This window comes from Mesorhizobium sp. LNHC232B00, from assembly GCF_000502435.1.
Taxonomy (GTDB): Bacteria; Pseudomonadota; Alphaproteobacteria; order Rhizobiales; family Rhizobiaceae; genus Mesorhizobium; species Mesorhizobium opportunistum.
In genome coordinates, this window is sequence record NZ_AYWP01000013.1 from 153,468 (window position 1) to 179,404 (window position 25,937).

Consider the following 25,937-nt stretch of genomic DNA (forward strand, 5'->3'; position numbering starts at 1 on the left):
AGCAAGTCGCGACTCTAAAGAGGCGCGACTGACAAAAGGAAGGAAAACATCCCATGAGCATTCGTCGCATCGATGTAGGTCCGCGCATGACCCAGATCGTCATCCATGGCAACACCGTCTACCTAGCCGGCCAGGTCGGCGAGCCGGGCGGCAACGTTGCCTCGCAGACCCGGGATATCCTGGCGACCATCGACGAGTTGCTGGCCAAGGCCGGCACCGACAAGACCAAGATCCTGCAAGCAATCATCTGGCTGGACGACATGGGCACCTTCGCCGAGATGAATGCGGAATGGGACAAGTGGGTGCCGAAGGGCCACACGCCCGCCCGCGCCACCGGCGAAGCCAAGCTCGCCAGCCCGGAATATCTGGTCGAGATCATCATCACGGCAGCGATTTGAGGCGTTGAAACCGCCAATCTCCCCCTTCGTGGGGGAGATACCTGGCAAGGCAGAGAGGGGCGCTGTCCCGCCGGCCTTTCCGTTTTTCGAGTAAGTTGATGGCAGGCAAAATCGAGGGTCGCGCTCTACGACGCCCCCCTCTGGCCTGCCGGCCATCTCCCCCACGAGGGGGGAGATCAGCTACCCCTGCGGCCTGAACCTTGCCACCAGCGTGTGGCTCTCGGCCGCGTAGGTGAAGCGGACATGGGTGACCGGGTGTTCGGCGCTCCATGTCCGTCGTTCGACCACCAGGCAGGGTGCGCCGGCGCCGACGTCGAGCGCCGCCGCGATGTGCCTGTCGGCGGCAACCGCGCGGATGCGGTGCTCGGCCTCGCTCCACGGCACGCGGCCGATCAGCCACGGGCCAGGCGCGACATCGAGAAATTCCTCATCGGCCGCCCCAGGCACGGCGGCGAGGTTGATCAGCCGCTGTTCATGCGCGAACGGCCGCTTGCCGGCGAAATGCCGGCATTCCAGCGCCAGCACCGATCCGGCGGCCTCGAGTTCCAGCAGGCCGCGATCCTCAGTGGTGCTGCGCCTTTNTTCCAGCGCCAGCACCGATCCGGCGGCCTCGAGTTCCAGCAGGCCGCGATCCTCAGTGGTGCTGCGCCTTTTGTGCCGCGCCACGCGCTCGTAGCGATAGGGCAGGCCGAGCGCTTCGACTTCGATCCTGATGTCGTGGATTTCCAGCACCGCCGCCTGCGACTGCGGCTGGCGGACGAAACTGCCGGAGCGCCGTCGCCGTTCGATCAGCCCGGCCTTGGCCAGCTGCGACAGTGCCTTGTTCACCGTCATGCGCGAACAGCCATACTGCTCGGTCAGTTCATGCTCGAACGGGATGCGATGGCCGGGCGCCCACGTGCCGGACAGGATCTTCTCGCTGATGTCGGACAGGATGCGCTGGTGGAGCGAGCCGCCGCCGATGTCAACATCCGCTATTGCGACCGCGTTCATGCTGAAAGTGCTGTCATGACGCCACGAAACCGCGCGGCGATGGCCTCGCGCTTGGCATGCTTGCCGGCACTGACTTGCTTTTGCCCATGCACCCAGACGCAATCGACCTTGCTGCCGTTGGCGAAGATCCAGGCATCGAGGATCGCGTCGCCGGTCTTGCCTGCCAGCGAGGGGTTGTCGGCATCGAGCGAGACGAGATCGGCGGCGGCGCCAGTCGCGATCTCCGAGGTGCCGGCGCCAAGCGCGAGGCTGCCGCCGTCGAGTGCCGCGTCGAACAGCGCGCGCCCGGTCGAACCGCCTGCCACCGCCAGCACGTTGCGGGCGCGGTGGGCGAGGCGCTGCGAATATTCGAGCTGGCGCAATTCGTCGGGCAGGCCGATCAGCACGTTGGAATCGGAGCCGATGCCGAAGCGGCCACCATGTTCCCGGAACAACGGCGCGGCAAAGGTGCCGTCGCCGAGATTGGCCTCGGTGATCGGGCACAGGCCGGCAATGGCGCCGCTCCTGGCCATGCCGATGGTTTCCGCATCGGTCATGTGGGTGGCGTGGATCAGGCACCAGCGCCGGTCGACCTCAGCGTTGGCGAGCAAGAATTCGACCGGACGCGCACCGGACCAGGCGAGGCAGTCTTCGACTTCCTTCACCTGCTCGGCGACATGAATGTGGATTGGCCCATCGGGCGCCAGTGCCGCGATGGCCGTGAGTTCTTCGGGCGTCGCGGCGCGCAGGCTGTGCGGTGCGATGCCGACGACAGCTTGATTCAACGCGCGAACCGATTCGCGGCTTTTTTCAACGAGCCGGGAGAACTGATTCACATCGTTGATGAATCGCCGCTGGCCCTCGTTTGGAGCTGCGCCGCCAAAAGACGAATGCGCGTAAAACACCGGCAGCAGCGTCAGGCCGATGCCGGTTTCGCCGGCCGCGGCCGCGATCCGCTCGGCCATCTCGGCAACATTGGCGTAGGGTTTTCCGTCACGATCATGATGCAGATAGTGAAATTCGCCGACCCGTGAAAAGCCGGCCTCCAGCATTTCGACATAGAGCTGCGCGGCAACCGCCTCGACCTGGTCGGGCGTCATCGACAGCGCGAAGCGGTACATCACCTCGCGCCAGCTCCAGAAACTGTCTGCGGAAGGGCCGCGAAGCTCGGCAAGCCCCGCCATGCCGCGCTGGAAGGCGTGGCTGTGCAAATTGGGCATGCCGGGCACGAGAATGGAATGGCGCTCGTCGACGGCCGATGCAACGGCTCCGGGCTCGACGGCCGTAATGCGGCCATCGGCGAAAATGATCCGCACATTGTTGTGCCAGCCATCGGGGAGGAGAGCCCGTTCCGCAAGGATCGCTGTCACTTTTTTCTCTCCGCTTCCCTATCCAGCATGCGATGATAGCACTTGCAGTGCGTTTCGATATGTATATACATAATCGCCGCCGATTGAAACGGAAAAGATGATGGCCGCAGAGAGCAAAAGCCGGGCAGGGGATCTTCGTCTGTGGCGCAATGCGCGCCTGGCGACCATGGCCGAAAGTTCCGCCGGACTTGGCGTCGTCGAACATGGCGCCGTCGCCGCACGCGATGGCCGCATTGTCTATGCCGGCCCGGAATCGGAGATGCCGGCGGCATTTTTGCAGGGCGCCGAGACCGTCGATTGCGAAGGCCGCTGGATCACGCCGGGCCTGATCGACTGTCACACGCATCTTGTCTACGCCGGCAACCGCGCCAACGAATTCGAGATGCGGCTGGCCGGCGCGACCTATGAGGAAGTCGCCCGGGCCGGCGGCGGTATTGTGTCCTCTGTCAAGTCGCTGCGCGCCGCCAGCGAGGATGAGCTCGTTGCCCAGACGCTGCCGCGCCTCGATGCGCTGATGGCCGAGGGGGTCACGTCGGTCGAAGTCAAATCGGGCTATGGCCTCGATCTCGACAATGAAAAGAAGTCGCTGCGCGCCGCCCGCCGGCTGGGCGGAGAACGGGCGGTGACGATCCGCGCGACCTGTCTGGCTGCGCATGCCCTGCCGCCCGAAGCAAAGGGGGACAAGGACGCTTTTATCGATCTGGTCGCCAAGCAGATTGTTCCGGCGGTTGCCGCCGAAGGACTGGCGGATGCGGTCGACGGTTTTTGCGAAGGCATAGCGTTCTCGCCGGAGCAGATGGCGCGCGTTTTCGATGCCGCCAAGGCCTTGGGCCTGCCGGTCAAGCTTCACGCCGACCAACTGTCCAACCTGCATGGCGCCGAACTTGCCGCGCGCTATGGCGCACTGTCGGCGGATCATCTCGAATACACGGACGAGGCGGGCGCTGCCGCGATGGCGAAGGCCGGCACTGTCGCGACCATCCTGCCCGGCGCTTACTATTTCATCCGCGAAACGAAGAAGCCGCCTGTCGACTTGTTCCGCCGCCATGGTGTGAAGATGGCGGTGGCGACGGACAGCAATCCCGGCACCTCGCCGCTCACCTCGCTGTTGCTCACCATGAATATGGCGGCGACGCTCTTTGGCTTGACCGTCGACGAGTGCCTTGCCGGCGTCACCCGCGAGGCCGCGCGAGCGCTTGGCCTTCTCGACAAGGCCGGCACGCTGGAAGCCGGAAAATCCGCCGACCTGGCGATCTGGGACATCGAGCGCCCCGCCGAACTCGTCTACCGCATGGGCTTCAACCCGCTCCATGCCCGCATCTGGAGAGGACAATGACCGAACTGACCCTGAAGCCCGGCAATGCGACGCTGGCCGACTGGCGCGCCATCTATCGTGGCGCCGTGCCAAAACTCGACGGTGCCTGCCGTCCAAAGATCAAGGCGAGCGCCGAGGCCGTCGCCAGGATCGTTGCCAAGGGTGAGCCCGTCTATGGCATCAACACCGGCTTCGGCAAACTGGCCAGCGTCCGCATCCCGGCCAGTGATCTCGAGACCTTGCAGCGCAACATCGTGCTGTCGCACGCCGCCGGCGTCGGCGAGCCGATGCCGGTTGCCGTGGCCCGGCTGATGATGGCGCTGAAACTTGCCAGCCTGGCGCAGGGCGCCTCTGGCGTCCGCTCCGAGACCATCGAGTTGCTCGAGGCAATGCTCGCCAACGACGTCATCCCGGTGGTGCCGGCGCAAGGCTCCGTCGGCGCCTCCGGCGATCTCGCGCCGCTGTCGCACATGACGGCGGTGATGATCGGCGTCGGCGAATGCTTCACCCCGCATGGCCGCTTTCCGGCCAAGGTCGCCTTCGTCTCGCACGGACTGGAGCCGGTGACATTGGGCGCCAAGGAAGGTTTGGCGCTGCTCAACGGCACGCAGTTCTCGACCGCCTATGCGCTCGCCGCCCTGTTCGAGGCCGAAGTGCTCTACCAGTCGGCGCTGGTTGCCGGCGCGCTCTCGACCGACGCGGCCAGGGGCTCCGACGCGCCCTTCGATCCGCGCATCCATGTGCTGCGAAAGCATCCCGGCCAGATCGAGACGGCGGACGCGCTGCGCAATTTGATGGCCGGCAGCGCCATCAGGGAATCGCACCGTGTCGGCGACGAGCGGGTGCAGGATCCTTACTGCCTGCGCTGCCAGCCGCAGGTCATGGGCGCTGCGCTCACCGTGCTGCGTCAGGCCGCCGAGACGCTCGGCACCGAAGCCAACGGCGTCACCGACAATCCGCTGATCTTCGCCGAGGACGACACCGCGCTTTCCGGCGGCAATTTCCACGCCGAGCCGGTGGCCTTCGCCGCCGACATGATCGCGCTTGCGGTCTGCGAGATCGGCTCGCTGTCGGAACGCCGCATCGCCATGCTGGTCGACCCCGCGCTGTCCGGCATGCCGGCCTTCCTGACGCCGAAGCCTGGCCTGAACTCCGGCTTCATGATCCCGCAGGTGACGGCGGCCGCGCTCGTTTCGGAAAACAAGCAGAAGGCCTATCCGGCGAGCGTCGATTCCATTCCGACCTCGGCGAACCAGGAAGACCACGTCTCGATGGCCGCGCATGGCGCCCGCCGCCTGATCGGCATGGTCGAGAATGCCACCGCGGTGATCGGCATCGAGTTGCTGGCCGCTGCACAAGGTTGCGATTTCCATGCCCCGCTGGCCTCGAGCGATGCGCTGGAAGCCGTGCGCAAGCTCGTCCGGGACGAGGTGCCGCATCTCGACAACGACCGGCATTTTCATCCCGACATGGAGAAGGCAATCGCCATGGTGCGCAGTGGCGCGACCGTGAGGGCGGCGGGTGCGATCGTGCTGCCGGGAATAGCGTCGTGAATACAGCCGTAGGCCGCGTTCTGTCGCGCCCCCCTCTGTCCTGCCGGACATCTCCCCCACAAGTGGGGAGATCAGCAGCTTCTTTGGCGCCGCCCGTTCTCCCACGCTGGCGATTGGCGAAAGCCGGCGTGACAGCCAATCTCCCCCCAAGAGGGGGAGATGTCCGGCAGGACAGAGGGGGGCGCCGTAGAGCTCCAACCTGCGGAGGTTTCGCATGACACCTCCTTGGCTGACAGTAAAACAAGGCACCGCGCCGTTGCTGGTGTCGATCCCACACACCGGCATCGACCTCGCCGGCCTCGAAAACCGGCTGGTGTCGCCCTGGCTCGGACGCCGCGACTGCGACTGGTGGATCAACAATCTCTACGACTTTGCCACCGACCTCGGCGCGACGATCGTCCACACCGCCATTTCGCGCACGGTGATCGACGTCAATCGGGACCCTTCGGGTGTGTCGCTCTATCCCGGCCAGACGACGACCGGACTCTGTCCGACCGAGACCTTCGATGGCGACCCGCTTTACCGCATGGGTGATGAGCCGACACCGGCGGAAATCGATCGGCGCCGCGAAACCTATTTCGAGCCCTACCATGCCGCCCTGCAGGCCGAGATCGCCCGGCTGCGCGGCATGCACGACAAGATCGTCCTCTACGATTGTCATTCGATCCGCTCGATATTGCCGCGCCTGTTCGAGGGCACGCTGCCGGTCTTCAATCTCGGCACCAATGACGGCAAGAGCGCCGACCCGGCGCTGCAGGAGAAGGTGGCTGCAATCTTGGCCGGCACCGGCGAAAGCTGGGTGATCAACGGTCGCTTCAAGGGTGGCTGGATCACGCGCAGCTTCGGCCAGCCGCAGAACAGTGTTCATGCGCTGCAGATGGAACTCTCCAACCGAGGCTACATGCGCGAGCCTGACGAGAAGGGCTCGCCGGAGAACTGGCCGGTCCCTTACGACGCCACCTATGCGGCGCCGATCCGCGCCACGCTGAAGACCATCCTCGAAACCGCGATCGACTGGGCAGCGCGCTGACGCGCCGCCGTCTTGCTTGAAAGGGACAATGATGACCAACCCTCGTCACAACATCCGCGAAGTGCGCAGCCCCCGCGGCGACAAGCTCAATGCCCGGTATTGGACGACCGAGGCGCCGCTGCGCATGCTGATGAACAATCTCGACCCCGACGTCGCCGAGAACCCCAACGAACTGGTCGTCTATGGCGGTATCGGCCGGGCGGCGCGCACCTGGAACGATTTTGACAGCATCGTTGCCTCGCTGAAGACGCTTGGCGAGGACGAGACGCTCTTGGTGCAGTCCGGCAAGCCGGTCGGTGTGTTCCGCACACACGCCGATGCGCCCCGCGTCCTGATCGCCAACTCCAACCTGGTGCCGCACTGGGCGAATTGGGATAAATTCAACGAGCTCGATAAGAAGGGCCTGATGATGTACGGCCAGATGACGGCCGGCTCGTGGATCTACATCGGTACGCAAGGCATCGTGCAGGGCACCTACGAGACCTTCGTCGAGGCCGGCCGCCAGCACTATGGCGGCAATCTCAAGGGCAAGTGGATTCTGACCGGCGGCCTCGGCGGCATGGGTGGCGCCCAGCCGCTGGCCGCCGTCATGGCCGGCGCCTGCTGCCTGGCGATCGAATGCAATCCTGATTCGATCGATTTCCGCTTGCGCACCCGTTATGTCGACGAGAAGGCCGAGACGCTCGACGAGGCGATGGCGATGATCGAGCGCTGGACCAAGGCTGGCGAGGCGAAGTCGGTCGGCCTGCTCGGCAATGCGGCCGAGATCGTGCCCGAAATGTTCAGGCGTGGCATCCGCCCCGACATGGTCACCGACCAGACCTCGGCCCATGACCCGATCAACGGCTATCTGCCGAAGGGATGGACCATGGCCGAGTGGCGCGAGAAGCGCGTCAGCGACCCGAAGACGGTCGAGAAGGCTGCCCGCGCCTCGATGCGCGAACATGTCGAGGCGATGGTGGCGTTCTGGAACGCCGGCGTGCCGACGCTCGACTACGGCAACAACATCCGCCAGGTGGCCAAGGACGAAGGCTTTGAGAACGCCTTTGCCTTTCCCGGCTTCGTGCCCGCCTATATCCGGCCGCTGTTCTGCCGTGGCATCGGTCCGTTCCGCTGGGCCGCACTTTCGGGCGATCCCGAGGACATCTACAAGACCGACGCCAAGGTGCGCGAACTGACGCCGGGCAACACCCATCTGCACAACTGGCTGGACATGGCGCGCCAGCGCATTTCCTTTCAAGGGCTGCCGGCGCGCATCTGCTGGGTCGGTCTGGGCGACCGGCACCGGCTCGGCCTCGCCTTCAACGAGATGGTGGCCAAGGGCGAACTCAAGGCGCCGGTCGTCATCGGCCGCGATCACCTCGATTCGGGTTCGGTCGCTTCGCCCAACCGCGAAACCGAAGCCATGAAGGACGGGTCGGATGCCGTCTCCGACTGGCCGCTGCTCAATGCGCTGCTCAACACGGCGTCGGGCGCCACCTGGGTATCGCTGCATCACGGCGGCGGCGTCGGCATGGGTTTTTCCCAGCATGCCGGCATGGTCATCGTCGCCGACGGCACGCCGGACGCCGCAAGGCGCCTGGAGCGGGTGCTGTGGAACGACCCGGCGACCGGCGTCATGCGCCATGCCGACGCCGGCTACGACATCGCCATTGAATGCGCCAGGGAACACCAGCTCAACCTGCCCAGCATTCTCGGCTGACAGGCTGAACTCATGCGTATCCTTCGCGCTGCCGACTACCGCGTCATGCCGTGGAAGAACGGCGGCGGCACGACGACCGAGATCGCCGTCTCGCCCGCCGGTGCCGGGCTCGACGATTTCGACTGGCGCGTCTCGATGGCGCGCGTCGAAGGCAGCGGCCCATTCTCGCAGTTTGCCGGGATCGATCGCACGCTCGCCATACTTGAAGGCGACGGCATCGCGCTCGATATTGCCGGCCGCCCGCCGACATCGGTCAACAGGACAACCGCCCTGTTTTCCTTTCCGGCCGACGTGCCGACGTCGGTCGCGTTGGTTGGCGGGCCGGTCACCGACCTCAACGTCATGACCCGCCGCGGCAGGACGACGCACTCGGTCGAACGCCTGGCCGTTTCTGCCCCAGTGGAAATCCGGACGGAGCCCGGCACGACTCTCATCCTGTGCCTGGACGGGGAGGTGGTCATCGCCGCCGCCGAACCGGCTCGCCTTGGTCCGCTCGACACGCTGCTGGTCGAGCGCGCCGCCGTCACCCTGCCTATCCAGCCCAGCTTGCTTGCCCAGCCTACCCATGACACGACGCTGTTCGTGATCCGCATCGGCGGCATCCGCGGCAACGATTAACGCTTGTTTCCAAACATGATCGCGATGCCGGCGAAATATAGCGTAAGCTCTTGCCGGCATCACGAAAAAGCCTGAATCCTCCCCGTCGATCGACCCCGACGAGGAGAGGGGCGCTCGTCTTTGAATGTTGTCGAGAGATGACGCCCTGTCGCGGTGCGGAAGCAAACTTTCGGCAAGTGGGATTATGCAACCAATTGCATTTGAATCGGTTTTAGGGCCATTGCCGTGGCGGTGACGCCGCTGAGTGGCCGCTTACGGAATTTTCAATGAATATTCAGACGAATCCAGCCCACATCGAGAAGACGAGCGCGAGCTTTCCGGCCATCACGGAAGAGCCGATAAGATCGACCTTCTTGCCGGAGGAACGCCTCCGGCTGCTCGGTGAAAGCCTGGCAAAAGGCGATCTCACCGACCTGTTCGGTCTGACGCCATTCGACTTCCAGGCCCGCATCCGCGACAGCGCCAAGAAGATATTGGAAGTCTACCGGTCGACCAATGCGGCGCAGGGCAAGGGAGAGACGATCACCCCGGCCGCGCAATGGCTGCTCGACAACAACTACCTGGTCGAGGAGACCATTTTCCAGGTCAAGCGCGATCTGCCGCGCCGCTTCTATCGCCAGTTGCCGACGTTGAAGCTGCCCGATGGCGGCACCGTGCCGCGCGCGCTGGCGCTGGCCTGGACCTATGTGGCGCATTCGGACAGTTCCGTCTCGGCAACCATGTTCAAGGCGATCGTCCAGGGTTTTCAGTCGGTCGAGCCGCTGAAGATCGGCGAGCTCTGGGCCCTGCCGTCACTCCTGCGCTTCGTGCTGATCGAGAATCTCCGCCGGCTGGCGGTCAGGGTCAATCGCACCCGCCAGATGCGCCAGATCTCAAACGACGTGGCCGACAAGGTGCTGGCGACCGACGACAGTGCCGACCGGCAGGCGATCCTGGCCAATTTCAGCGCGCACGCGCAGGACACCACCTTTGCCACCCAGCTTCTCTATCGCCTGCGCGATGGGTCGCAGAATGCCGGCAAGGCCCTGGAATGGCTTGAAGGCGAGCTCGAGAAGACCGGCTCCGATGCCGAGGAGATCATCATCTCCGAGCACCACACGCTCTCCAGCGGCAATGTGACGACCGGCAACATCATCCGCGGCCTGCGCCTCATCAACGACGTCGACTGGACGGTGTGGTTCGAGGGCGTCAGCCGTATCGATACGGTGCTGCGCGAGCGCACCGACTTCGCCGCTCTCGACTTCTTCTCGCGCGATCAATACCGCACCGCGATCGAGGAATTGGCGCGCCGTTCGAACCTGTCGGAATACCGCGTCGCCGAAAAGGCTATCGAACTGGCCGGCCAAGCCGCAAGCGAACATGCCGCCAGTGAACTTGCACCGGCTGGCGATGCTGCTGATTCCGTGCCGGCTCCGTCCGCGCACACCGATGTCGGTTTCTTCCTCGTCGGCCCGCGCCGGCTGGAGCTGGAGAAGGCGATCGGCTATCGGCAGACGATCAGCCAGACGGTCAAGCGCACCTTCGCCAAGACCGGATGGGTGGGCATCGTGCTGCCGGTGTTTGCTTTGACCGCTCTGCTGCTTGTCGTCACCGGCAATGCCTTGGCCAACCTCGGTCTGTCGGTGACCTCGATCGTCCTGATGCTGGCTCTGTTTGCCGTACCGGCGAGCGAGGGCGCGCTGGCCTTCTTCAACACCGTGGTCTCGCTGTTCCTCAAGCCGACACGCCTTATCGGCTATGACTACAGGCATGGCGTGCCGGCCGAGGCGCGCACGCTGGTGGTGGTGCCGTCGCTGATCGGCTCGCGTGACGATGTCGAGGAAAACATCCGCAACATCGAAGTGCACTATCTCGCCAATCTCGCGGACGAGATCCATTTCGCGCTGCTGTCGGACTGGCCCGACAGCAAGATCGAGATCGATGCGGCCGACACCGAGATCCTCGAATTCGCCCACGCCGAGATCGCCCGCCTCAACGCCCGCTATCCCTCGGAGGGCGCACCGCGCTTCTACCTCCTGCACCGCCGCCGGCTCTTCAACGCGGCGCAAGGCGCCTGGATGGGCTGGGAGCGCAAGCGCGGCAAGCTGCATGAGCTTGACCTTTTGCTGCGTGGCGACAGCGACACCACCTTCCTGCCCTTGGAGGTGCCGCTGCCGGAGAAAGTCGTCCATGTGATGACGCTCGACGCCGATACGCGCACCACCCGCGACGCGGTGGCGACCCTGGTCGGCAAGCTCTGCCATCCGCTCAACCGCCCGCATTTCGACGCAACGCGGCGCGTCGTCACCGCCGGCTATACAATCCTGCAGCCGCGCATCACCGCTTCGCTCACCAGCGGCGACGAAGCCTCGTTCTTCCAGCGTGTATTCTCGGCCAACCGCGGCCTCGACCCCTATGTCTTCGCCGTCTCGGACCTCTATCAGGATGTCTTCGGCGATGGCTCCTTCACCGGCAAGGGTCTCTATCACGTCGACGCCTTCGAGGCGGCGCTGAAGGGCCGCATCGAGGAAAACACCATCCTCAGCCACGATCTGCTCGAGGGCGCGCTGGCGCGTTCGGCGCTGGTCACCGATGTCGAGCTGGTCGAGGACTATCCGACCCGCTACTCCGTCGACGCCTCACGCCACCATCGCTGGGCACGCGGCGACTGGCAGCTCCTGGGCTTCATCCTCGATCCGCGCTCCGGCGTTCCGGCCTTGTCGCGCTGGAAGATGATCGACAATCTGCGCCGTTCGCTGACGCCCATCTTCTGGGTGATGGCGGCGATCGCCGGCTGGACCTTGCTGCCCTTCACGCAGGCCGCGCAATGGCAGGCCTTGCTGATCCTCAGCCTGTTCATGGCGCCGACCTTCGACGTCGTCAACGCCATCCTGCCCAAGAGTGGCGACCAGACGCCGCGCGGCCATTTCTCGGCACTCGCCCGCGACGTCGCCTTCGGCACCGCCATGGTGGCGCTGAAGATCGTGCTGATGGCGCACAACGCCTGGATGATGGGCGATGCCATCGTGCGCACGCTCTACCGGTTGTTCGTCAGCCGCCAGAACCTTCTGGAATGGCGCACCGCTTCGCAGGCCCACAAGGCCGGCGACAACGATATCGGCTCGTACTACGGCATGATGTACGGCGCCGTGATCATCGGCTTCGTCGGCCTCGCCATTCCGGTGCTGGCCGATTCCACCGGCGCCTTCGTCGCTTTCTTCTTCGCGCTGTTCTGGATCGGCTCGCCGGCGATCGCCAGCTGGATCAGCCGCTCGGCGGAAACCGAGGACCGCTTGCGCATATCGCAGGCCGATATCCATACGCTGCGCACCGTGGCGCGGCGCACCTGGCATTATTTCGAAACCTTCGTCACGGCGGAGCATCACCATCTGCCGCCCGACAATTTCCAGGAGAGCCCGGCGCCGGTCGTGGCGCCGCGCACCTCGCCGACCAATGTCGGTGTCTACCTCTTGTCGGTCGTCTCCGCGCGCGATTTCGGCTGGATCAGCCTGTCCGACGCCATCACCCGCATCGACGCCACCATGGCGACCATCGAGAGCATGCCGCGCGAGCGCGGCCACCTCTTCAACTGGTATGACACCACGACGCTGAAGCCGCTCTATCCGCTCTATATTTCCGCTGTCGACAGCGGCAACCTCGCTGGCCATCTTGTCGCGGTGGCGGCTGCCTGTGCCGAATGGGCGGAAGCGCCTTCCGTTCACCTCCAGGGCGATTTCGAGGGCATTCTCGACACCGTCACCATCCTCAGTGAAAGCCTCGATGAGCTGCCTGACGACCGCCGCCAGTTGCGGCCCTTGCGCCAGCGTCTCGTCGACCGCCTCGACGGCATGCGGCGTGCGGTCGATACTATTAAGGCGCAGCCGGAGATGGCCTCGATCCGCACCATCAACCTGGCCGTGCTGGCGGGCGAGATCCGCAAGCTGGCGACCGCCATTCATACCGAGGCGGCATCGGCCCAGAGCGACATCATCGTCGACTGGGCGGCCAGGCTGGAAGCGACTTGCGAGGCGCATGTCCACGATGCTCACAGCGACGAAAACGCCGTCGAGGCGCTGCGCGCCAAGCTCCTGACCTTGCGCGAGCGCACGCGCCGTTTCGCCTTCGAGATGGAATTTGCCTTCCTGATGCGACCGGAACGCAAGCTTCTGTCGATCGGCTACCGGGTCGAGGAACATCAGCTGGACGAAAGCTGCTACGACCTTCTCGCCTCCGAGGCGCGGCTGACCAGCCTGTTCGCCATCGCCAAGGGCGACCTGCCGACCGAGCACTGGTTCCGGCTCGGCCGCCCGATCGTCGAGATCGGCTTCCAGGGCTCGCTGATGTCCTGGTCGGGCTCGATGTTCGAGTATCTGATGCCGCCGCTGGTGATGAAGGAGCCGCAAGGCTCGATCCTCAACCAGACCAGCAAGCTGATCATCAAGCGCCAGATGCAGTACGGCCGCCAGAAGAACGTGCCGTGGGGCATTTCGGAAGCGGCCTACAATGCCCGCGACCGGGAACTGACCTATCAGTACACCAATTTCGGCGTGCCCGGGCTTGGGCTGAAGCGCGGCCTTGGCCAGAACACGGTGATCGCACCCTATGCCACCATACTGGCGGCGCAGTTCAACCCGCGCGAAGCCGTGCAGAATCTTGCGCGTTTGCGCGAGATCGGCGCGCTTGGTCCCCATGGCTATTACGATGCGGTCGATTTCACGCCGCAGCGCGTGCCTGAAGGCACCAACCATGCGGTCGTGCTGAATTACTATGCACACCATTCGGGCATGTCGATCGCGGCGGTGGCCGACGCGATCTTCGAGGGTCGCCTGCGCGACCGCTTCCACAGCGATCCGGTCATTGAATCGGCCGAACTCTTGCTGCAGGAGAGGGCGCCGCGCGACATCCCGACGGCGACCGTCCGCACCGAGGCCGACGAGCGCTCCAAGGACGAGACCGAGATCGAGAGCCCCGATACCCGCATCGTGCTTGATCCCATGCGGGCGCTGCGTTCGACCAACGTGATGTCGAACGGCCGCTATTCGGTGATGGTGACCGCGACCGGCTCCGGCTACAGCCGCTGGGGCGATCTTGCCGTCACGCGCTGGCAGCCCGACCCGGTCGAGGACCGGCTTGGTTCCTACATTTTCCTGCGCGACGCCACCACGGGCGACTGGTGGTCGGCGACATCGGAGCCCAAGCGCGCGGCCGAGGAAAAGACGCAGACCCTGTTCTCCGATGACAAGGCAAGCTTCGTAAAGTTGGTTGGCACGCTGCGCTCCGAAGTGGAATGCATCGTCGTCTCCGAAGGCAATGGCGAAGGCCGGCGGGTCACCTTGTTCAACGAAGGGCCGACCGACCGCCACATCGAAGTGACGTCCTTTGCCGAGCTGGTGCTGGGTTTGGAGGCTTCCGACAACGCGCATCCGGCCTTCTCGAAGATGTTCGTGGAGACCGAAATCGCCGCCAACAACGGCGCGATCTTCGCCACGCGCCGCAAGCGCGAAACCAGCGAGCCCGACATCACCCTGGTGCATTTCGTCACCGATCCGTCCGGGCCGGCGCGTGACGCCGAGGCAGAGACCGACAGGCGCGCCTTCATCGGCCGTGGCCGCACCATCGTCGATGCCGCCGCCTTCGATCCCGGCGCCAGGCTCGGCGGCCGCTCCGGCTTCACGCTCGATCCCATCGCCTCTCTGCGCCGCCAGGTGCGCGTGCCCGCCAACAAGAAGATATCGCTGACTTTCTGGACCGTCGTCGGGGCCAACCGCACCGAGCTGGAGGAGGCCATAAACCGCCTCGACCATCAGGAGAGCTTTGCCCGCCAGGCCATGCTTGCCTGGACCCGCAGCCAGGTGCAGACCCGCCATATGGGCCTCAGCCTCGCCGATGCCGCCAATGTGCAGAAACTGGCCCGCTATCTGATCTATCCCGATCCGTTCCTGCGCCTGCCGGCCGATTCCATCGCTGCGGGCCTTGGCAAGCAGTCGAGCCTGTGGCCGACCAGCATTTCCGGCGACTTCCCGATCTTCCTGGTCAGGATCGGCGATGTCGCCGATCTGGAGATCGTTGCCCAGGCGCTGCGCTTCCAGGAATACATGCGCACCCGCGGCATGATGATCGACTTCGTCGTCGTCAACGAGCAGGCCTCGTCCTACGTCCAGGACCTGCAGCGTGCGGTCGAGACGCTGTGTGAAAACAGCCGTCTGCGCGGCAAGGAACTCGGCCCCCGACAGCACATCTTCGCGGTGCGCCGCGACCTGATGGAAGAAACCACCTACAGGACGCTGCTCGCCGTCGCCCGGGTGGTGCTGCACACGCGCAACGGCACTATCTTCGACCAGATCGAGCGGGCCGATGCGGCTGCCTTGCAGGCGCGCGACGGCCTTCAGCCGGGCGGGCTGCCGGCTCCGCGCGAAATTACGGCGCCGACGACGCATGCGTTCGCCTCGCAGGCCCTGGCCGATGTCAGCGCCGATGGCGCCGGCCTCAGCCAGTGGAACGGTTTCGGTGGCTTCGACGGCGACGGGCGGCACTATGTGGTGCGCCTTGCCGGCCGGCGCACCACGCCGCAGCCATGGATCAACGTCGTCTCAAATGCTTCTTTCGGCTTCCACACCTCGGCCGAGGGTGCTGCCTTCACCTGGAGCCGCAACAGCCGCGACTACCAGTTGACGCCGTGGTCGAACGACCCGGTCTCGAACCGGCCGGGCGAGGGCATCTATATCTACGACCAGGCCAGCGGCAGGGCGTTCTCGCCGCTCGCAGCCATGGTGCGCGATCCCTCGATGACCTACGAGGCCTGGCATGGCCAGGGCTTCTCGACCTTCCGCTCGAAGCGCGGGCCTCTGTCGATGGACTTGACCCATGTCGTCGATCCCATCGATCCGGTGAAGATCACGCGCCTGCGCATCCAGAACTCCGGCTCGGTGCCGTCGCGGCTGCGCGTCTATGCCTATGCCGAATGGGTGCTTGGCGGGCATCGGTCCCGCACCGCGGCAACCATCGTCCCGTCGCGCGACGGCGCGACCGGCGCGTTGCTGGCGCAAAACCCATACGGCCTCGATTTCAGCGAGCGGGTGGCTTTCCTCGCCGCCGATGCCGGCGTCCACTCGGTGACGGCGGACCGCGCCGAATTCCTCGGCCGGCATGGCTCCAGCGAGCTGCCGCAGGCGGTGCTGAGCGGTGCGGCCTTGTCGGGCCGCGTCGAGGCCGGAGACGATCCTTGCGCGGCGATCGCCCGCGACATCGAGATTCCGGCCGGTGGCGACGTCACGCTGCTCTGGCTGCTTGGCGACGCCGAGTCCTCCGCGCAGGCGAGCGCGCTGGTGGAAAGGCACCGCGGCAAGGATTTCGACCAGCGCCTGGCCGACAACGAGCGCGAGTGGCGCGGTTTCCTCGACACCATCCAGGTCGAGACGCCGGACAAGGCCCTCGACGCCATGGTCAATCACTGGCTGCCCTACCAGAGCCTTGCCTGCCGTATCCGCGCCCGCTCGGCCTTCTACCAGGCGAGCGGCGCCTTTGGCTTCCGCGACCAGTTGCAGGACACGCTGGCTCTGCTGGCGCACGATCCGACGCTGGCGCGCGACCAGATCCTCAATGCCGCGCGGCGACAGTTCCCCGAGGGTGATGTGCAGCACTGGTGGCTGCCGCGCACCGGAGCCGGCGTGCGCACCATGATCTCCGACGATGTGGTCTGGCTGGCCCATGCCACGGCGCGCTATCTGACGGTGACCGGCGACGCCGGCATCCTGAAGGAGCAACTGCCCTTCATCGACGGGCAGGCGCTGGGCGAGGGCGAACACGATGCCTTCTTCACCCCGGAAATCTCGAAGAAGACCGTGTCGCTCTACGACCATTGCGCGCGTGCGCTCGACCTTGCCATCAAGCGCAGCAGTCCTGGCGGCCTGCCGCTGATCCTCGGCGGCGACTGGAACGACGGCATGAACCGCGTCGGCGAGCACGGCAAGGGCGAGAGCGTGTGGCTGGGCTGGTTCCTGCTGAAGACGCTGGGCGATTTCGCCCCCGTCGCCAAGGCCGAGGGCGACACCAAGCGCGCGCAGGCCTGGGCAAAGCATGCCGAGGCGCTGAAGCGGGCGCTTGAAAGCACGGCGTGGGACGGCGAATGGTACCGGCGCGGCAGCTTCGACGACGGCACGCCTCTGGGCTCCCGCACGTCGCAGGAGTGCAAGATCGACTCCATCGCACAATCCTGGAGCGTGCTTTCGGGCGAGGGCGACCCGGCGCGGTCGACGACGGCGATGCAGCAGGCGACGAAGCTGCTCGTCGACGACAAGCTCAAGATCGTGAAACTGTTCACACCGCCCTTCTCGAAGACGCAGAAGGACCCCGGCTATATCAAGAGCTATCCGCCAGGCGTGCGCGAGAATGGCGGCCAGTACACCCACGCCGCCACCTGGTTCGTCATTGCGCTGGCCGAGATGGGGCTGACCGACGAAGCCTATCGCTGCTTCTCGATGCTGAACCCGGTCAACCACGCCTTCGACGAGGCCTCGGCCGAGCATTACCGTGTCGAACCCTATGTGGTCGCGGCCGACATCTATGCCGGAGACGACAAGGGAGGCCGTGGCGGCTGGACCTGGTACACCGGCTCGGCCGGTTGGCTCTACCGGGCGGCGGTCGAAGGCATTCTCGGCATCGAACGGCGCGGCAAGCAGATCACATTACGGCCGAAACTGCCCAGCCACTGGGACGGTTACCAGGCCTCGCTCAAAATGCTGGGCGCCGAGATCAAGGTTCATGTCATTCGCGACAAAAAAACCAAGACCATCTCGCTTGAAGTCAATGGTTCGAAGACAAAGTCCGCATCCTTCGAACCCAAAGCCGGCAGCCAGACCGAGGTTGTGGTCAAGATACCGGGGTGAAATCAAAAGGTTAATCCGACCCATCGCGCGTCCTGCGGGGCGCGCGAAGCCGCGCCCGGTTTACTTGCGCGAGATCCGTGGCGGCAACCGCCGGGTGGCCCCTGAATAGGCCGTTCAAGCCTGCTGTGATTAAAAATGTGGCACTGCTCTGCCGTTGCCATGATTTTGCCGCAAGGCTGACATTTCACCTTTTATCTCAAACCGTTAGGTGATCACGTCAGATTTCGCATCGTCGTCATCTTTTGTTCGCTAAATGGGAACGGAAGCGATAGACGGGCATTGTTTTGCGACGCGTCAACCGTTACGTGTCATTAAATGGTGCAGTGCACAATACTGGAATTGAGCACAATAGAGAGTTGGCGGAGTAGCTGAAGTGTCACTTCTGCAGATCTATTGGAGAGCGCTGGGGTATTTGGCCGCCGACAAGAAGCGCGTCGCGCTGATTTGCGGCGCCAATATCGCCCTTGCCGCCATCGCCATCCTGGAGCCAATCATGTTTGGCCGGGTGATCGATGCAATTTCGGCGCATGGCTCGGTATTCTCCACGCTTGCCGTGTGGGCCGGTTTGGGCGCCTTCAACGTCCTAGCTTTCGTTCTCGTGGCGCGCGGCGCCGATCGCTTTGCTCACGCCCGGCGCAGCGAAGTGCTGTGCCAGTCCTTCGAGCGCGTCATCACCATGCCGCTTGCCTGGCACCATCAGCGCGGCACGTCGAACGCCTTGCACACGCTGCTGCGCGCGGTGGAGACGCTGTTCAGCCTGTGGCTCGAATTCATGCGCCAGCATCTGTCCACGGCGGTTGCACTTGTCCTGCTGGTGCCGACCGCACTTAGCATGGATGTGCGTATGTCGATGGTGCTGCTTGGCCTCGGCATCCTCTATGTCGGCATAGGCCGGCTGGTGATGAAGCGCACCAAGGCCGGCCAGGCCGCCGTCGAGCGCCACTATCACAAGGTGTTCGCGCATGTGACGGACTCCGTCAGCAACGTCGCTGTTCTCCAGAGCTACAACCGCCTTGGCCATGAGGCCGAGACCCTGCGCCGCTATGTCAAGAACCTGCTCGACGCGCAGAATCCGGTGCTCGACTGGTGGGCCATCGCCAATGCGCTCAATCGCCTGTCGTCGACCATCTCGATGATGGTGGTGCTTCTGATCGGCGCCTATCTGGTCACCCACGGCCAGTTGCGGGTTGGCGATGTGATCGCCTTTACCGGCTTTGCCACGCTGTTGATCTCGCGGCTCGACCAGATGTCGGCTTTCGCCAACCAGATTTCGGAGGCCCGCGCCAAGCTCGAGGACTTCTACAAGCTCGAGGACTCGGCCGCCGATGTCGCCGAACCGGATGGCTTGCGCGATCTCACCAACGTCACCGGCCATGTCCGCTTCGAGGAAGTCGGCTTCGAATTCCCCAATTCGGGCCAGGGCGTCAGCGACGTTTCCTTCGAGGTCCAGGCCGGCCAGACCGTCGCCATCGTCGGACCGACGGGTGCCGGCAAGACGACGCTCATCAACCTGCTGCAGCGTGTCTTCTCGCCGTCGCACGGTCGTATCCTGATCGACGGCATCGATACCCGCACGGTGACCCGCAAGTCGCTGCGCCATTCGATCGCCACCGTGTTCCAGGATGCCGGCCTGCTCAATCGTTCGATCGAGGACAACATCCGCGTCGGCCGCGCCGATGCGACCAATGACGAGATCCATGCCGCCGCCAACGCGGCTGCCGCGCAGGACTTCATCCTGGCCAAGAGCGGCGGCTACGACACCGTGGTCGGCGAGCGTGGCGGCCAGTTGTCGGGTGGCGAGCGCCAGCGCATCGCCATTGCCCGCGCCGTGCTGAAGGATGCTCCGATCCTGGTGCTCGACGAGGCGACCAGCGCGCTCGACGTCGAGACCGAGGACCGCGTCAAGGAAGCGATCGACGAGTTGCGGCGCGACCGCACCACCTTCATCATCGCCCACCGCCTGACCACCGTTCGCGACGCCGACCTGGTCGTGTTCATGGACAAGGGCAAGGTGATCGAGATGGGTGGCTTCGCCGAATTGTCGCTGCGCAATGGCCGCTTCGCCAGCCTGCTGCGCGCCGGCGGCCTCCTCAACGACGAGGAAGTCCGCCGCCTCAGCCGCTCCGTGCAGGGCGAGGCCGCGTAAGCAGGTGACGGTTCTTCCTTCTCCCCTTGTGGGAGAAGGTGGATCGGCGCGCAGCGCCGAGACGGTTGAGGGGTGTTCCAGGGAACNGAGCTGTTCTTCCTTCTCCCCTTGTGGGAGAAGGTGGATCGGCGCGCAGCGCCGAGACGGTTGAGGGGTGTTCCAGGGAACGCCAACGTCTCACTCCGCTGGAACACCCCTCATCCGACCTCGCTTCGCGAGGCCACCTTCTCCGCAAGGGGAGAAGGAGGAGGCTTATACGACTGCGACATCGCCGATCGATTGCCCCAGCCGCCCCGGCGGTCTATGTAAGGCCGCATGAGCGACATCACCTCACGCCTGACCGGCTGGACCGATCTTGCCAACCCGACGCGCTTCGTCGGGCTGGCCGACAAGGTCGTGCCGTGGCTGGCAACGATTGCGGCGCTTGTCCTCGCCGTCGGGCTCTATATGAGCTTCACCGCGCCTGAGGATTTCCAGCAAGGCATCACCGTTCGCATCATGTACATCCATGTGCCTTTCGCCTGGCTCGCCATGATGTGCTACACGCTGATGGCGCTCTCGGCGCTCGGCACCCTGGTCTGGCGCCATCCGCTGGCCGATGTCGCGCTGAAATCGGCCGCCCCCATTGGTGCCGCCTTCACCGCACTGGCGCTGATTACCGGCTCGATCTGGGGCAAGCCGATGTGGGGTACATGGTGGGTCTGGGATGCGCGGCTGACCTCGGTCTTCGTGCTGTTCCTGATGTATCTCGGCATCATCGCGCTGACCCGTGCGCTCGATGACGCCAGCCGCGCCGCCTGGGCCGCCGCCATCATCACGCTGGTCGGCTTCATCAACATCCCAATCATCAAATTTTCGGTCGACTGGTGGAACACGCTGCACCAGCCGGCCTCGGTGTTCCGCATGGGGGGATCGACCATCGACGCCTCGATGCTCTGGCCGCTGCTGGTCATGGCTATCGGCTTCACGGTGCTGTTCTTCGCATTGCATCTGATGGCAATGCGCACCGAAATCCGCCGCCGCCGGGTCATCGCCATGCGTCGCGTGGCGGCACGGCAGGCCGAGCGGCAGCCGGCCTAATTCATCGCATCCGCCCGCGCGCGGCCACCGGCAGCGTTTCCAGCACCGTCTCGCCGTCGATCAGGTTGACCTCGTCGAACAAATTGGTGACGACGCAGCAATGGTCGGGCACCACGCGCACGCGCTCGCCGATTTTAAGCTTGCCATCGCCGGAAAGCGTGACGGTGCCATGCTCTTCGCTCAGGCCTGTCACCCGCGCGCCGGAGACGCCGAGCAGCTCGCCGAAATCGGGCAGCCCCAGCGTGTCGCTGGACAGCGCCTTGCTGCCGCTGTCGAGGATGGCGCGGGTCGGTGTCGGGTGGCTGACCACCGTCGACAGCACCGTCAGCGCGCAATCGTCGAGCGCGCCGACGCCTTTGGCGACCTGATAGCGGTCGAGATAGATGTAGGTGCCGGGGCGATACTCGGTGACGACGCTGTCCTTGCTGGAACGCCACATGTCCGGTGTGCCGCCGCTGGAGATGCGCTCGCAGGCGAGACCGCAGACGGCAAGCGCCTGGCTGGCGTTGGCGAGCCAGGCTTCGGCCTCCGCCGCACGGCCCGCGGCCGGATAGGTCATCAGCCCTCCGAAGGCGAGGCCTTTGGCCGTGTCGATCTGTCTTGCCAGCCCAACCGCTTCACCCGCTGTCTGTACGCCGCAGCGCCCCATGCCGGTGTCGCACTCGACCAGCACCGTCAGACGATGGCCGGCATCGGTGAAGGTGGCGGCCAGCCCGTCGATGGTCTCCGTGCTGTCTGCCGTCACCGACAAGATTACGCGCCTGTGCAGCGCCAGAAGCCGCTCCAGTTTGGCGCGGCCTAGGATGTTGTAAGGGAGAAAAATATCGGTCAGGCCGGCATCGGCCATCACCTCGGCTTCGCCGATCTTCTGGCAGGTGATGCCGACCGCGCCCGCCGCCACCTGCTTCTTCGCCCAGTAGGGCAGCTTGTGCGTCTTGATATGCGGCCTCAGCTTCAGCCCGTTCTTGTCGGCATGGGCCTGCGCGCGGGCAATATTGGCTTCGGCGCGCGCTGCGTCGATCAGGATCGATGGCGTATCGAGGTCATGGATGGTCGGCATCAGCTGTCACTCCTGAATTCCGCAGGGGTTATGGCCTCGAAAGCTCGTGGTGTCACGCAGCCAGCGGACGGGATCGGTGGGCCATCGGTTCACGGCCAGGGCGGGGCAGGCGGCTGGATGGATCGACACCGCACCAGTGTTCGGCTATGCGAATTGCCGTGCATGTCGCCAAAAGTGGCCAATGGTTTTGGAACAACGGCATGCATGCTGCCAAACAAAGCATATCGACACGAAGGATCATGATCATGAAACGCTCCGCCATCAACGACATCATCCGCGAAGCCGACGCTTTCATCCGCTCGTTTGGCTATATCATGCCGCCCTTCGCTTATTGGTCACCCGAGGAGATGAAGGCGCGCCAGGTCGATTCCTCCGCCATCTTCACCTCGCGGCTCGGCTGGGACATCACTGATTACGGCCAGGAGAAATTCAACGAGCTTGGCCTGTTCCTGTTCACCGTTCGCAACGGCCGCTACGAGGACATGAAGAAGGGCATGGGCATGCTCTACGCCGAGAAGATCATGATCTCGCGCAAGGACCAACTGTCGCCGATGCACCGCCACAACATCAAGGCCGAGGACATCATCAACCGCGGCGGCGGCAAGCTGGTGCTGGAGCTGTTCATGCACGATCGCGACGGCGGCATCGATCCCAAGGCCGAAGTGTCGGTGCCGGTCGATGGGACCATCCACAGGATGCCGGCCGGCGGGCTGCTGAAGCTCGACCCGGGCCAGAGCGTCACGCTGCTGCCGGGCGTCTGGCATGCCTTCTGGGCAGAGGGCAAGGACGTGCTGATCGGCGAGGTGTCGACCGTCAACGACGATCTCACCGACAATGTCTTCCGCGAGCCGATCGGCCGCTTCTCCAACATCGACGAGGATGTCGCGCCGGTGCACCTCTTGGTGTCCGACTATGAGAAGTGGCTGGGATAGGGAGCCCGGCTGGCGTAGAGATCCGACTACCGCGCATATTTGTCGGCCTTGCGGTTGCCGAGCAGAAGCTTGCGTTCCAGATGCGCCCTGAGCTCACCGTAATAGGCGGTCAAGAAGGCTTTGGAATCGTTCGGTTCGATCGTCGAACCGATCTTGCGGCCGATGGTTTCGGCAACCGCCTTCATCGCGAAATAGTCATCGCGCCGCAGCACTTCCTCCAGTCTGTGCAGTTCGGCGATGCCGTAGGCGTCGAGCTGCGCCGGGCTGAAGTGGAAGCGGCCGGCGGCCGGATCCTGCCTTAGCGACAGGTCTTCGACCAACGCCAGCTTTGGGGCCTCGACCACCCATGTGCCGGCGAGTAGGTCGCCGATGCGCAGGCGATCACGGTTGAACAGCGGAAACAGCGAAAATAGCAGCGCCCACACCAGGCCGAAGATCGTCGATAGCGTATCGGCGACGCCGGTGCCACCGCGCACGGCAATGATCGACAATGGCAAGAACACCTCGAGCTCGCGCATCAGATTGCGGGCGATGACCTGGTCGATCGTGAGGCCCGCGCCGCCGCGCGACGCGACCCGGACGCCGACGATCCGCTTGCCCGGCGTCGCCGCGCGCCGGCCCGCCTCGAAGGCGATGAAATAGACGTTGCGCAGCAGGAAGATGAAGATGATCCAGACCACGAAAAGTGGCTCCGCCTCGCGCAGGCCAAGGCCGCCGAGGCCGAAGATCGCGACCAGGCTGACGGCCACCGCGGCGGCGACGATGATGACCACATCGAGCAGGAAGGCCGAAGCCCGGGTGCCGGCGTTCGCCAGCTTGACCCTGAGGTCGACGCCCTCCGGCGTGATCAACGGCCTGATCAGTGCAGCAGGGTTCCTAGCTGTTGCCATGCCGCACCATCCGGAACAGGTAGAAATAGGCAATCCATAGCGTCAGCATGCTGCCGCCAATGGCGTAGCGGGTCGCATCGCTGGTGATCGTCTGCCGGCCGATGCCTTCGAGCAGGCCGGCAAACAAAAGCATCACCATCACGCCGACCATCACGGTCGCCGCCACTTGTCCGGCTTGAGCGGCGGCGGCCATCCGGGTCAATTCGCCGGGAAAGGCGATGCGCGTGCCGATCCGCATGCCCGCCGCACCAGCCAGCGCGATGGCAAACAGTTCGGTCGTGCCGTGGATCGACAGCCAGCCGCCAAGTTCAAAGCCCAGCCCCTTGGCGGCGTAGACCTGGAACAGCGCGCCGAGCATGCACCCGTTCATCAGGATGATGAGCACGCTCGGCACCGCGAAGGCGAAGCCGAGCGCAAACGCCAGGATCGCCACTTGCGTGTTGTGGGTGAAGAGATAGGCGGCAAATCCGGACAGGAAGTGGCTGCCGCCACCATCATAGAGCACGCTGCGCAGCGCCTCGACCGACGAATCCGGATTGCGGCCGCCGGCAAGGCTGGGCGCGATGATGGCGTCGTACCAGCGCTTGTCGGAGGCGACCAGCCAATAGCCGGCAATGGCGCCGACAAGGGTCAATCCGACCGAGACCGAGGTCTCGCGCCACAGATCGCGGATCGCCGCTGGCCAGTCGCGCAGGAAAAAATCGCCGACGCGCTGCCGCAAGCCCCGTTTCGCGCCATAGAGATAGAAATAGCCGCGCAGGCACAGCGCCTCGAGATAGGCGATCAGCGCGCTGTCCAGCGATGTCGCGCGCGCGACCGACAGTGAAGAAAGCGCCGAACGGTAGAGCAGCGGCAACGACAGCAGTTCGTCTTCCGAAAGCGTGCGCGGGGCGCGTTTCTCGACGCGCGCAAGCAGCGCCTCGAATGCCTTCCAATCGGCCTCGCGCTCCTGGCGGAAGCTCGCCAGCGACTGGCGTACCGCATCGGTGCCGGCGGGCAGCGTCATAAGAGGTTCTCCTCCTTGAGCTGGATATAGCGCTCCACCAGCGCCGGGCCGAGCCGCTGGTGGTCGGCCTCGATGACATGCGCGCCGAGCAGCCGCAGCCGCCCGATCACCACCTGGCGTTGCCGAAGCAGGCCGCCGGCGGTGACCGCGCGAGCCACATCCTCCGGGGTGGCGGGTGCCATGTCGGCCAGCGCCTCCAGCTCGGCATCCTTCATCAGCATGAACAGCACCAGATGCCGCTCGGTCAGCCGGCCGACGGTGCGCAGCATCAGCTCGGCGCTGATCGGGTCGACGAAGTCGGTGAAGATGATGACCAGCGAGCGCCTGTCGAGCTTGGCCGCCAATGTCGTCAGCGCCAGCGTGAAATTGGTCTCCTCGCTGGAATAGTCGATCTCGGCGGCGCGCTTCTGGATCATCATGAAACTCGGCGAGCCGCGCACCGCCCCGCTCGATACGCGCGGCCTGGCGTCGAAGGAGAACAGGCTGACGAGGTCGCCGCCCTTGAGCGCGATGAAGGCCGACAACAGCGCTGCCGTGACCGCCCGGTCGACTTTGGGCACGCCGTCGACCGGCTCGCACATCAGCCGTCCGCAGTCGATCGCCAGCACGATGTTGTTGTTCTCCTCGACGCGAAATTCGCGCGCCAGAAGCTTGCCGTGGCGCGCGCTGCGCTTCCAGTCGATCATCCGCCGGCCCATGCCGGGCTGATAGTCCTTCAGCGCTTCGAATTCGCGGCCCTGGCCGGCCCGCCTTTGCGCGTGGCCGTCGACAAGCGCGGAGCGCTGCAGCAATGTGATCGCCTCGTCGCGGGCACTGCTGACATCGGGCAGCACCGCGACTTTCCGGTCCATCGGCAGGACGACCTGGTTCCAGATCAGTCCGAACGGGCCACGCCAGCGCAGCCACAGCCGGTCGAAGCCGGCGATGCCCCGCCTGAGCGCATCGAATTCGAGGTCGAGCGTGCCGCCATTGGCCGGCAGCGCGCCGCCGGTGCCGGCGAC

At 64.9% G+C, this 25,937-nt stretch carries 16 protein-coding genes; 10 read left to right on the forward strand and 6 right to left on the reverse strand.

Features of this window, described 5'->3' with window-relative positions:
• Positions 1–53 precede the first annotated feature (53 nt).
• Positions 54–398 (forward strand): RidA family protein, encoded by a 345-nt coding sequence (locus tag X743_RS151370; protein ID WP_013896071.1) that lies wholly within the window; start codon positions 54–56, stop codon positions 396–398.
• Between the two features lie 180 nt (positions 399–578).
• On the opposite strand, the gene X743_RS151365 is transcribed toward X743_RS151370, so the two are convergent.
• Together X743_RS151365 and X743_RS151360 are read right to left on the reverse strand one after the other, a co-directional pair.
• Positions 579–1,391, reverse strand: coding sequence for a UTRA domain-containing protein (locus X743_RS151365; RefSeq protein ID WP_023766550.1), 813 nt, complete (start codon positions 1,389–1,391; stop codon positions 579–581).
• The gene (locus tag X743_RS151360; protein WP_023766551.1) at positions 1,388–2,740 is read right to left on the reverse strand and encodes a formimidoylglutamate deiminase; all 1,353 of its coding nucleotides are present in this window, start codon (positions 2,738–2,740) and stop codon (positions 1,388–1,390) included. The genes X743_RS151365 and X743_RS151360 overlap by 4 nt, the downstream gene beginning before the upstream one ends.
• A gap of 100 nt (positions 2,741–2,840) precedes the next feature.
• On the opposite strand from X743_RS151360, the gene hutI reads away from it, so the two are divergent.
• The 8 genes from hutI (at position 2,841) to X743_RS151320 (ending at position 21,048) form a co-directional block, all read left to right on the forward strand.
• Positions 2,841–4,076 (forward strand): imidazolonepropionase, encoded by a 1,236-nt coding sequence (hutI, locus tag X743_RS151355; protein ID WP_023766552.1) that lies wholly within the window; start codon positions 2,841–2,843, stop codon positions 4,074–4,076.
• Positions 4,073–5,608, forward strand: a complete 1,536-nt coding sequence (hutH, locus tag X743_RS151350; protein WP_023766553.1) for a histidine ammonia-lyase — start codon at positions 4,073–4,075, stop codon at positions 5,606–5,608. Before hutI ends, hutH begins: the two co-directional genes overlap by 4 nt.
• A 214-nt stretch (positions 5,609–5,822) precedes the next feature.
• On the forward strand, positions 5,823–6,638 hold the full coding sequence (gene hutG / locus X743_RS151345) for an N-formylglutamate deformylase (RefSeq protein ID WP_023766554.1): 816 nt from the start codon (positions 5,823–5,825) through the stop codon (positions 6,636–6,638).
• Positions 6,639–6,669: 31 nt separating this feature from the next.
• On the forward strand, positions 6,670–8,340 hold the full coding sequence (gene hutU, locus X743_RS151340) for a urocanate hydratase (RefSeq protein WP_023766555.1): 1,671 nt from the start codon (positions 6,670–6,672) through the stop codon (positions 8,338–8,340).
• Positions 8,341–8,352: 12 nt separating this feature from the next.
• A complete protein-coding gene (locus X743_RS151335; protein ID WP_023766556.1) occupies positions 8,353–8,958 on the forward strand; it encodes a HutD family protein in 606 nt (201 codons plus the stop codon).
• A gap of 266 nt (positions 8,959–9,224) precedes the next feature.
• Complete coding sequence (locus tag X743_RS151330) at positions 9,225–17,822, forward strand: glucoamylase family protein (RefSeq protein WP_023766557.1); 8,598 nt, start codon at positions 9,225–9,227, stop codon at positions 17,820–17,822.
• Between the two features lie 373 nt (positions 17,823–18,195).
• Positions 18,196–19,968, forward strand: a complete 1,773-nt coding sequence (locus tag X743_RS151325) for a glucan ABC transporter ATP-binding protein/ permease (RefSeq protein WP_023766558.1) — start codon at positions 18,196–18,198, stop codon at positions 19,966–19,968.
• 315 nt (positions 19,969–20,283) lie between these two features.
• A complete protein-coding gene (locus tag X743_RS151320; RefSeq protein ID WP_023766559.1) occupies positions 20,284–21,048 on the forward strand; it encodes a heme ABC transporter permease in 765 nt (254 codons plus the stop codon).
• Position 21,049: 1 nt separating this feature from the next.
• Here X743_RS151320 and X743_RS151315 read toward each other — a convergent pair whose 3' ends face one another.
• Positions 21,050–22,108 carry a D-TA family PLP-dependent enzyme gene (locus X743_RS151315; protein ID WP_023766560.1) on the reverse strand — a complete coding sequence of 353 codons (1,059 nt, stop codon included), beginning with the start codon at positions 22,106–22,108 and terminating at the stop codon, positions 21,050–21,052.
• 245 nt (positions 22,109–22,353) lie between these two features.
• Here X743_RS151315 and X743_RS151310 point away from each other — a divergent pair, with 245 nt between their 5' ends.
• Positions 22,354–23,040, forward strand: coding sequence for a D-lyxose/D-mannose family sugar isomerase (locus tag X743_RS151310; RefSeq protein ID WP_023766561.1), 687 nt, complete (start codon positions 22,354–22,356; stop codon positions 23,038–23,040).
• A gap of 26 nt (positions 23,041–23,066) precedes the next feature.
• Here the strand turns inward: X743_RS151310 and X743_RS151305 are convergent, their stop codons facing one another.
• The 3 genes from X743_RS151305 to X743_RS151295 form a co-directional block, all read right to left on the reverse strand.
• Positions 23,067–23,930: an RDD family protein gene (locus tag X743_RS151305; RefSeq protein ID WP_023766562.1), complete on the reverse strand. Its 864-nt coding sequence runs from the start codon at positions 23,928–23,930 to the stop codon at positions 23,067–23,069.
• Positions 23,917–24,936 (reverse strand): stage II sporulation protein M, encoded by a 1,020-nt coding sequence (locus tag X743_RS151300; RefSeq protein WP_023766563.1) that lies wholly within the window; start codon positions 24,934–24,936, stop codon positions 23,917–23,919. The genes X743_RS151305 and X743_RS151300 overlap by 14 nt, the downstream gene beginning before the upstream one ends.
• Positions 24,933–25,937, reverse strand: a 1,005-nt coding sequence (locus tag X743_RS151295) for a DUF58 domain-containing protein (protein ID WP_023766564.1), incomplete at its 5' end; no start/stop codon positions are given. The genes X743_RS151300 and X743_RS151295, both read right to left, overlap by 4 nt.

Bases quoted from the DNA above. Each gene is read 5' to 3' on its own strand.
- X743_RS151370 (WP_013896071.1), top strand. From the start codon at position 54: ATGAGCATTCGTCGCATCGATGTAGGTCCGCGCATGACCCAGATCGTC.
- hutI (WP_023766552.1), top strand. From the start codon at position 2,841: ATGGCCGCAGAGAGCAAAAGCCGGGCAGGGGATCTTCGTCTGTGGCGC.
- hutH (WP_023766553.1), top strand. From the start codon at position 4,073: ATGACCGAACTGACCCTGAAGCCCGGCAATGCGACGCTGGCCGACTGG.
- hutG (WP_023766554.1), top strand. From the start codon at position 5,823: ATGACACCTCCTTGGCTGACAGTAAAACAAGGCACCGCGCCGTTGCTG.
- hutU (WP_023766555.1), top strand. From the start codon at position 6,670: ATGACCAACCCTCGTCACAACATCCGCGAAGTGCGCAGCCCCCGCGGC.
- X743_RS151335 (WP_023766556.1), top strand. From the start codon at position 8,353: ATGCGTATCCTTCGCGCTGCCGACTACCGCGTCATGCCGTGGAAGAAC.
- X743_RS151330 (WP_023766557.1), top strand. From the start codon at position 9,225: ATGAATATTCAGACGAATCCAGCCCACATCGAGAAGACGAGCGCGAGC.
- X743_RS151320 (WP_023766559.1), top strand. From the start codon at position 20,284: ATGAGCGACATCACCTCACGCCTGACCGGCTGGACCGATCTTGCCAAC.
- X743_RS151315 (WP_023766560.1), bottom strand. From the start codon at position 22,108: ATGCCGACCATCCATGACCTCGATACGCCATCGATCCTGATCGACGCA.
- X743_RS151310 (WP_023766561.1), top strand. From the start codon at position 22,354: ATGAAACGCTCCGCCATCAACGACATCATCCGCGAAGCCGACGCTTTC.
- X743_RS151305 (WP_023766562.1), bottom strand. From the start codon at position 23,930: ATGGCAACAGCTAGGAACCCTGCTGCACTGATCAGGCCGTTGATCACG.
- X743_RS151300 (WP_023766563.1), bottom strand. From the start codon at position 24,936: ATGACGCTGCCCGCCGGCACCGATGCGGTACGCCAGTCGCTGGCGAGC.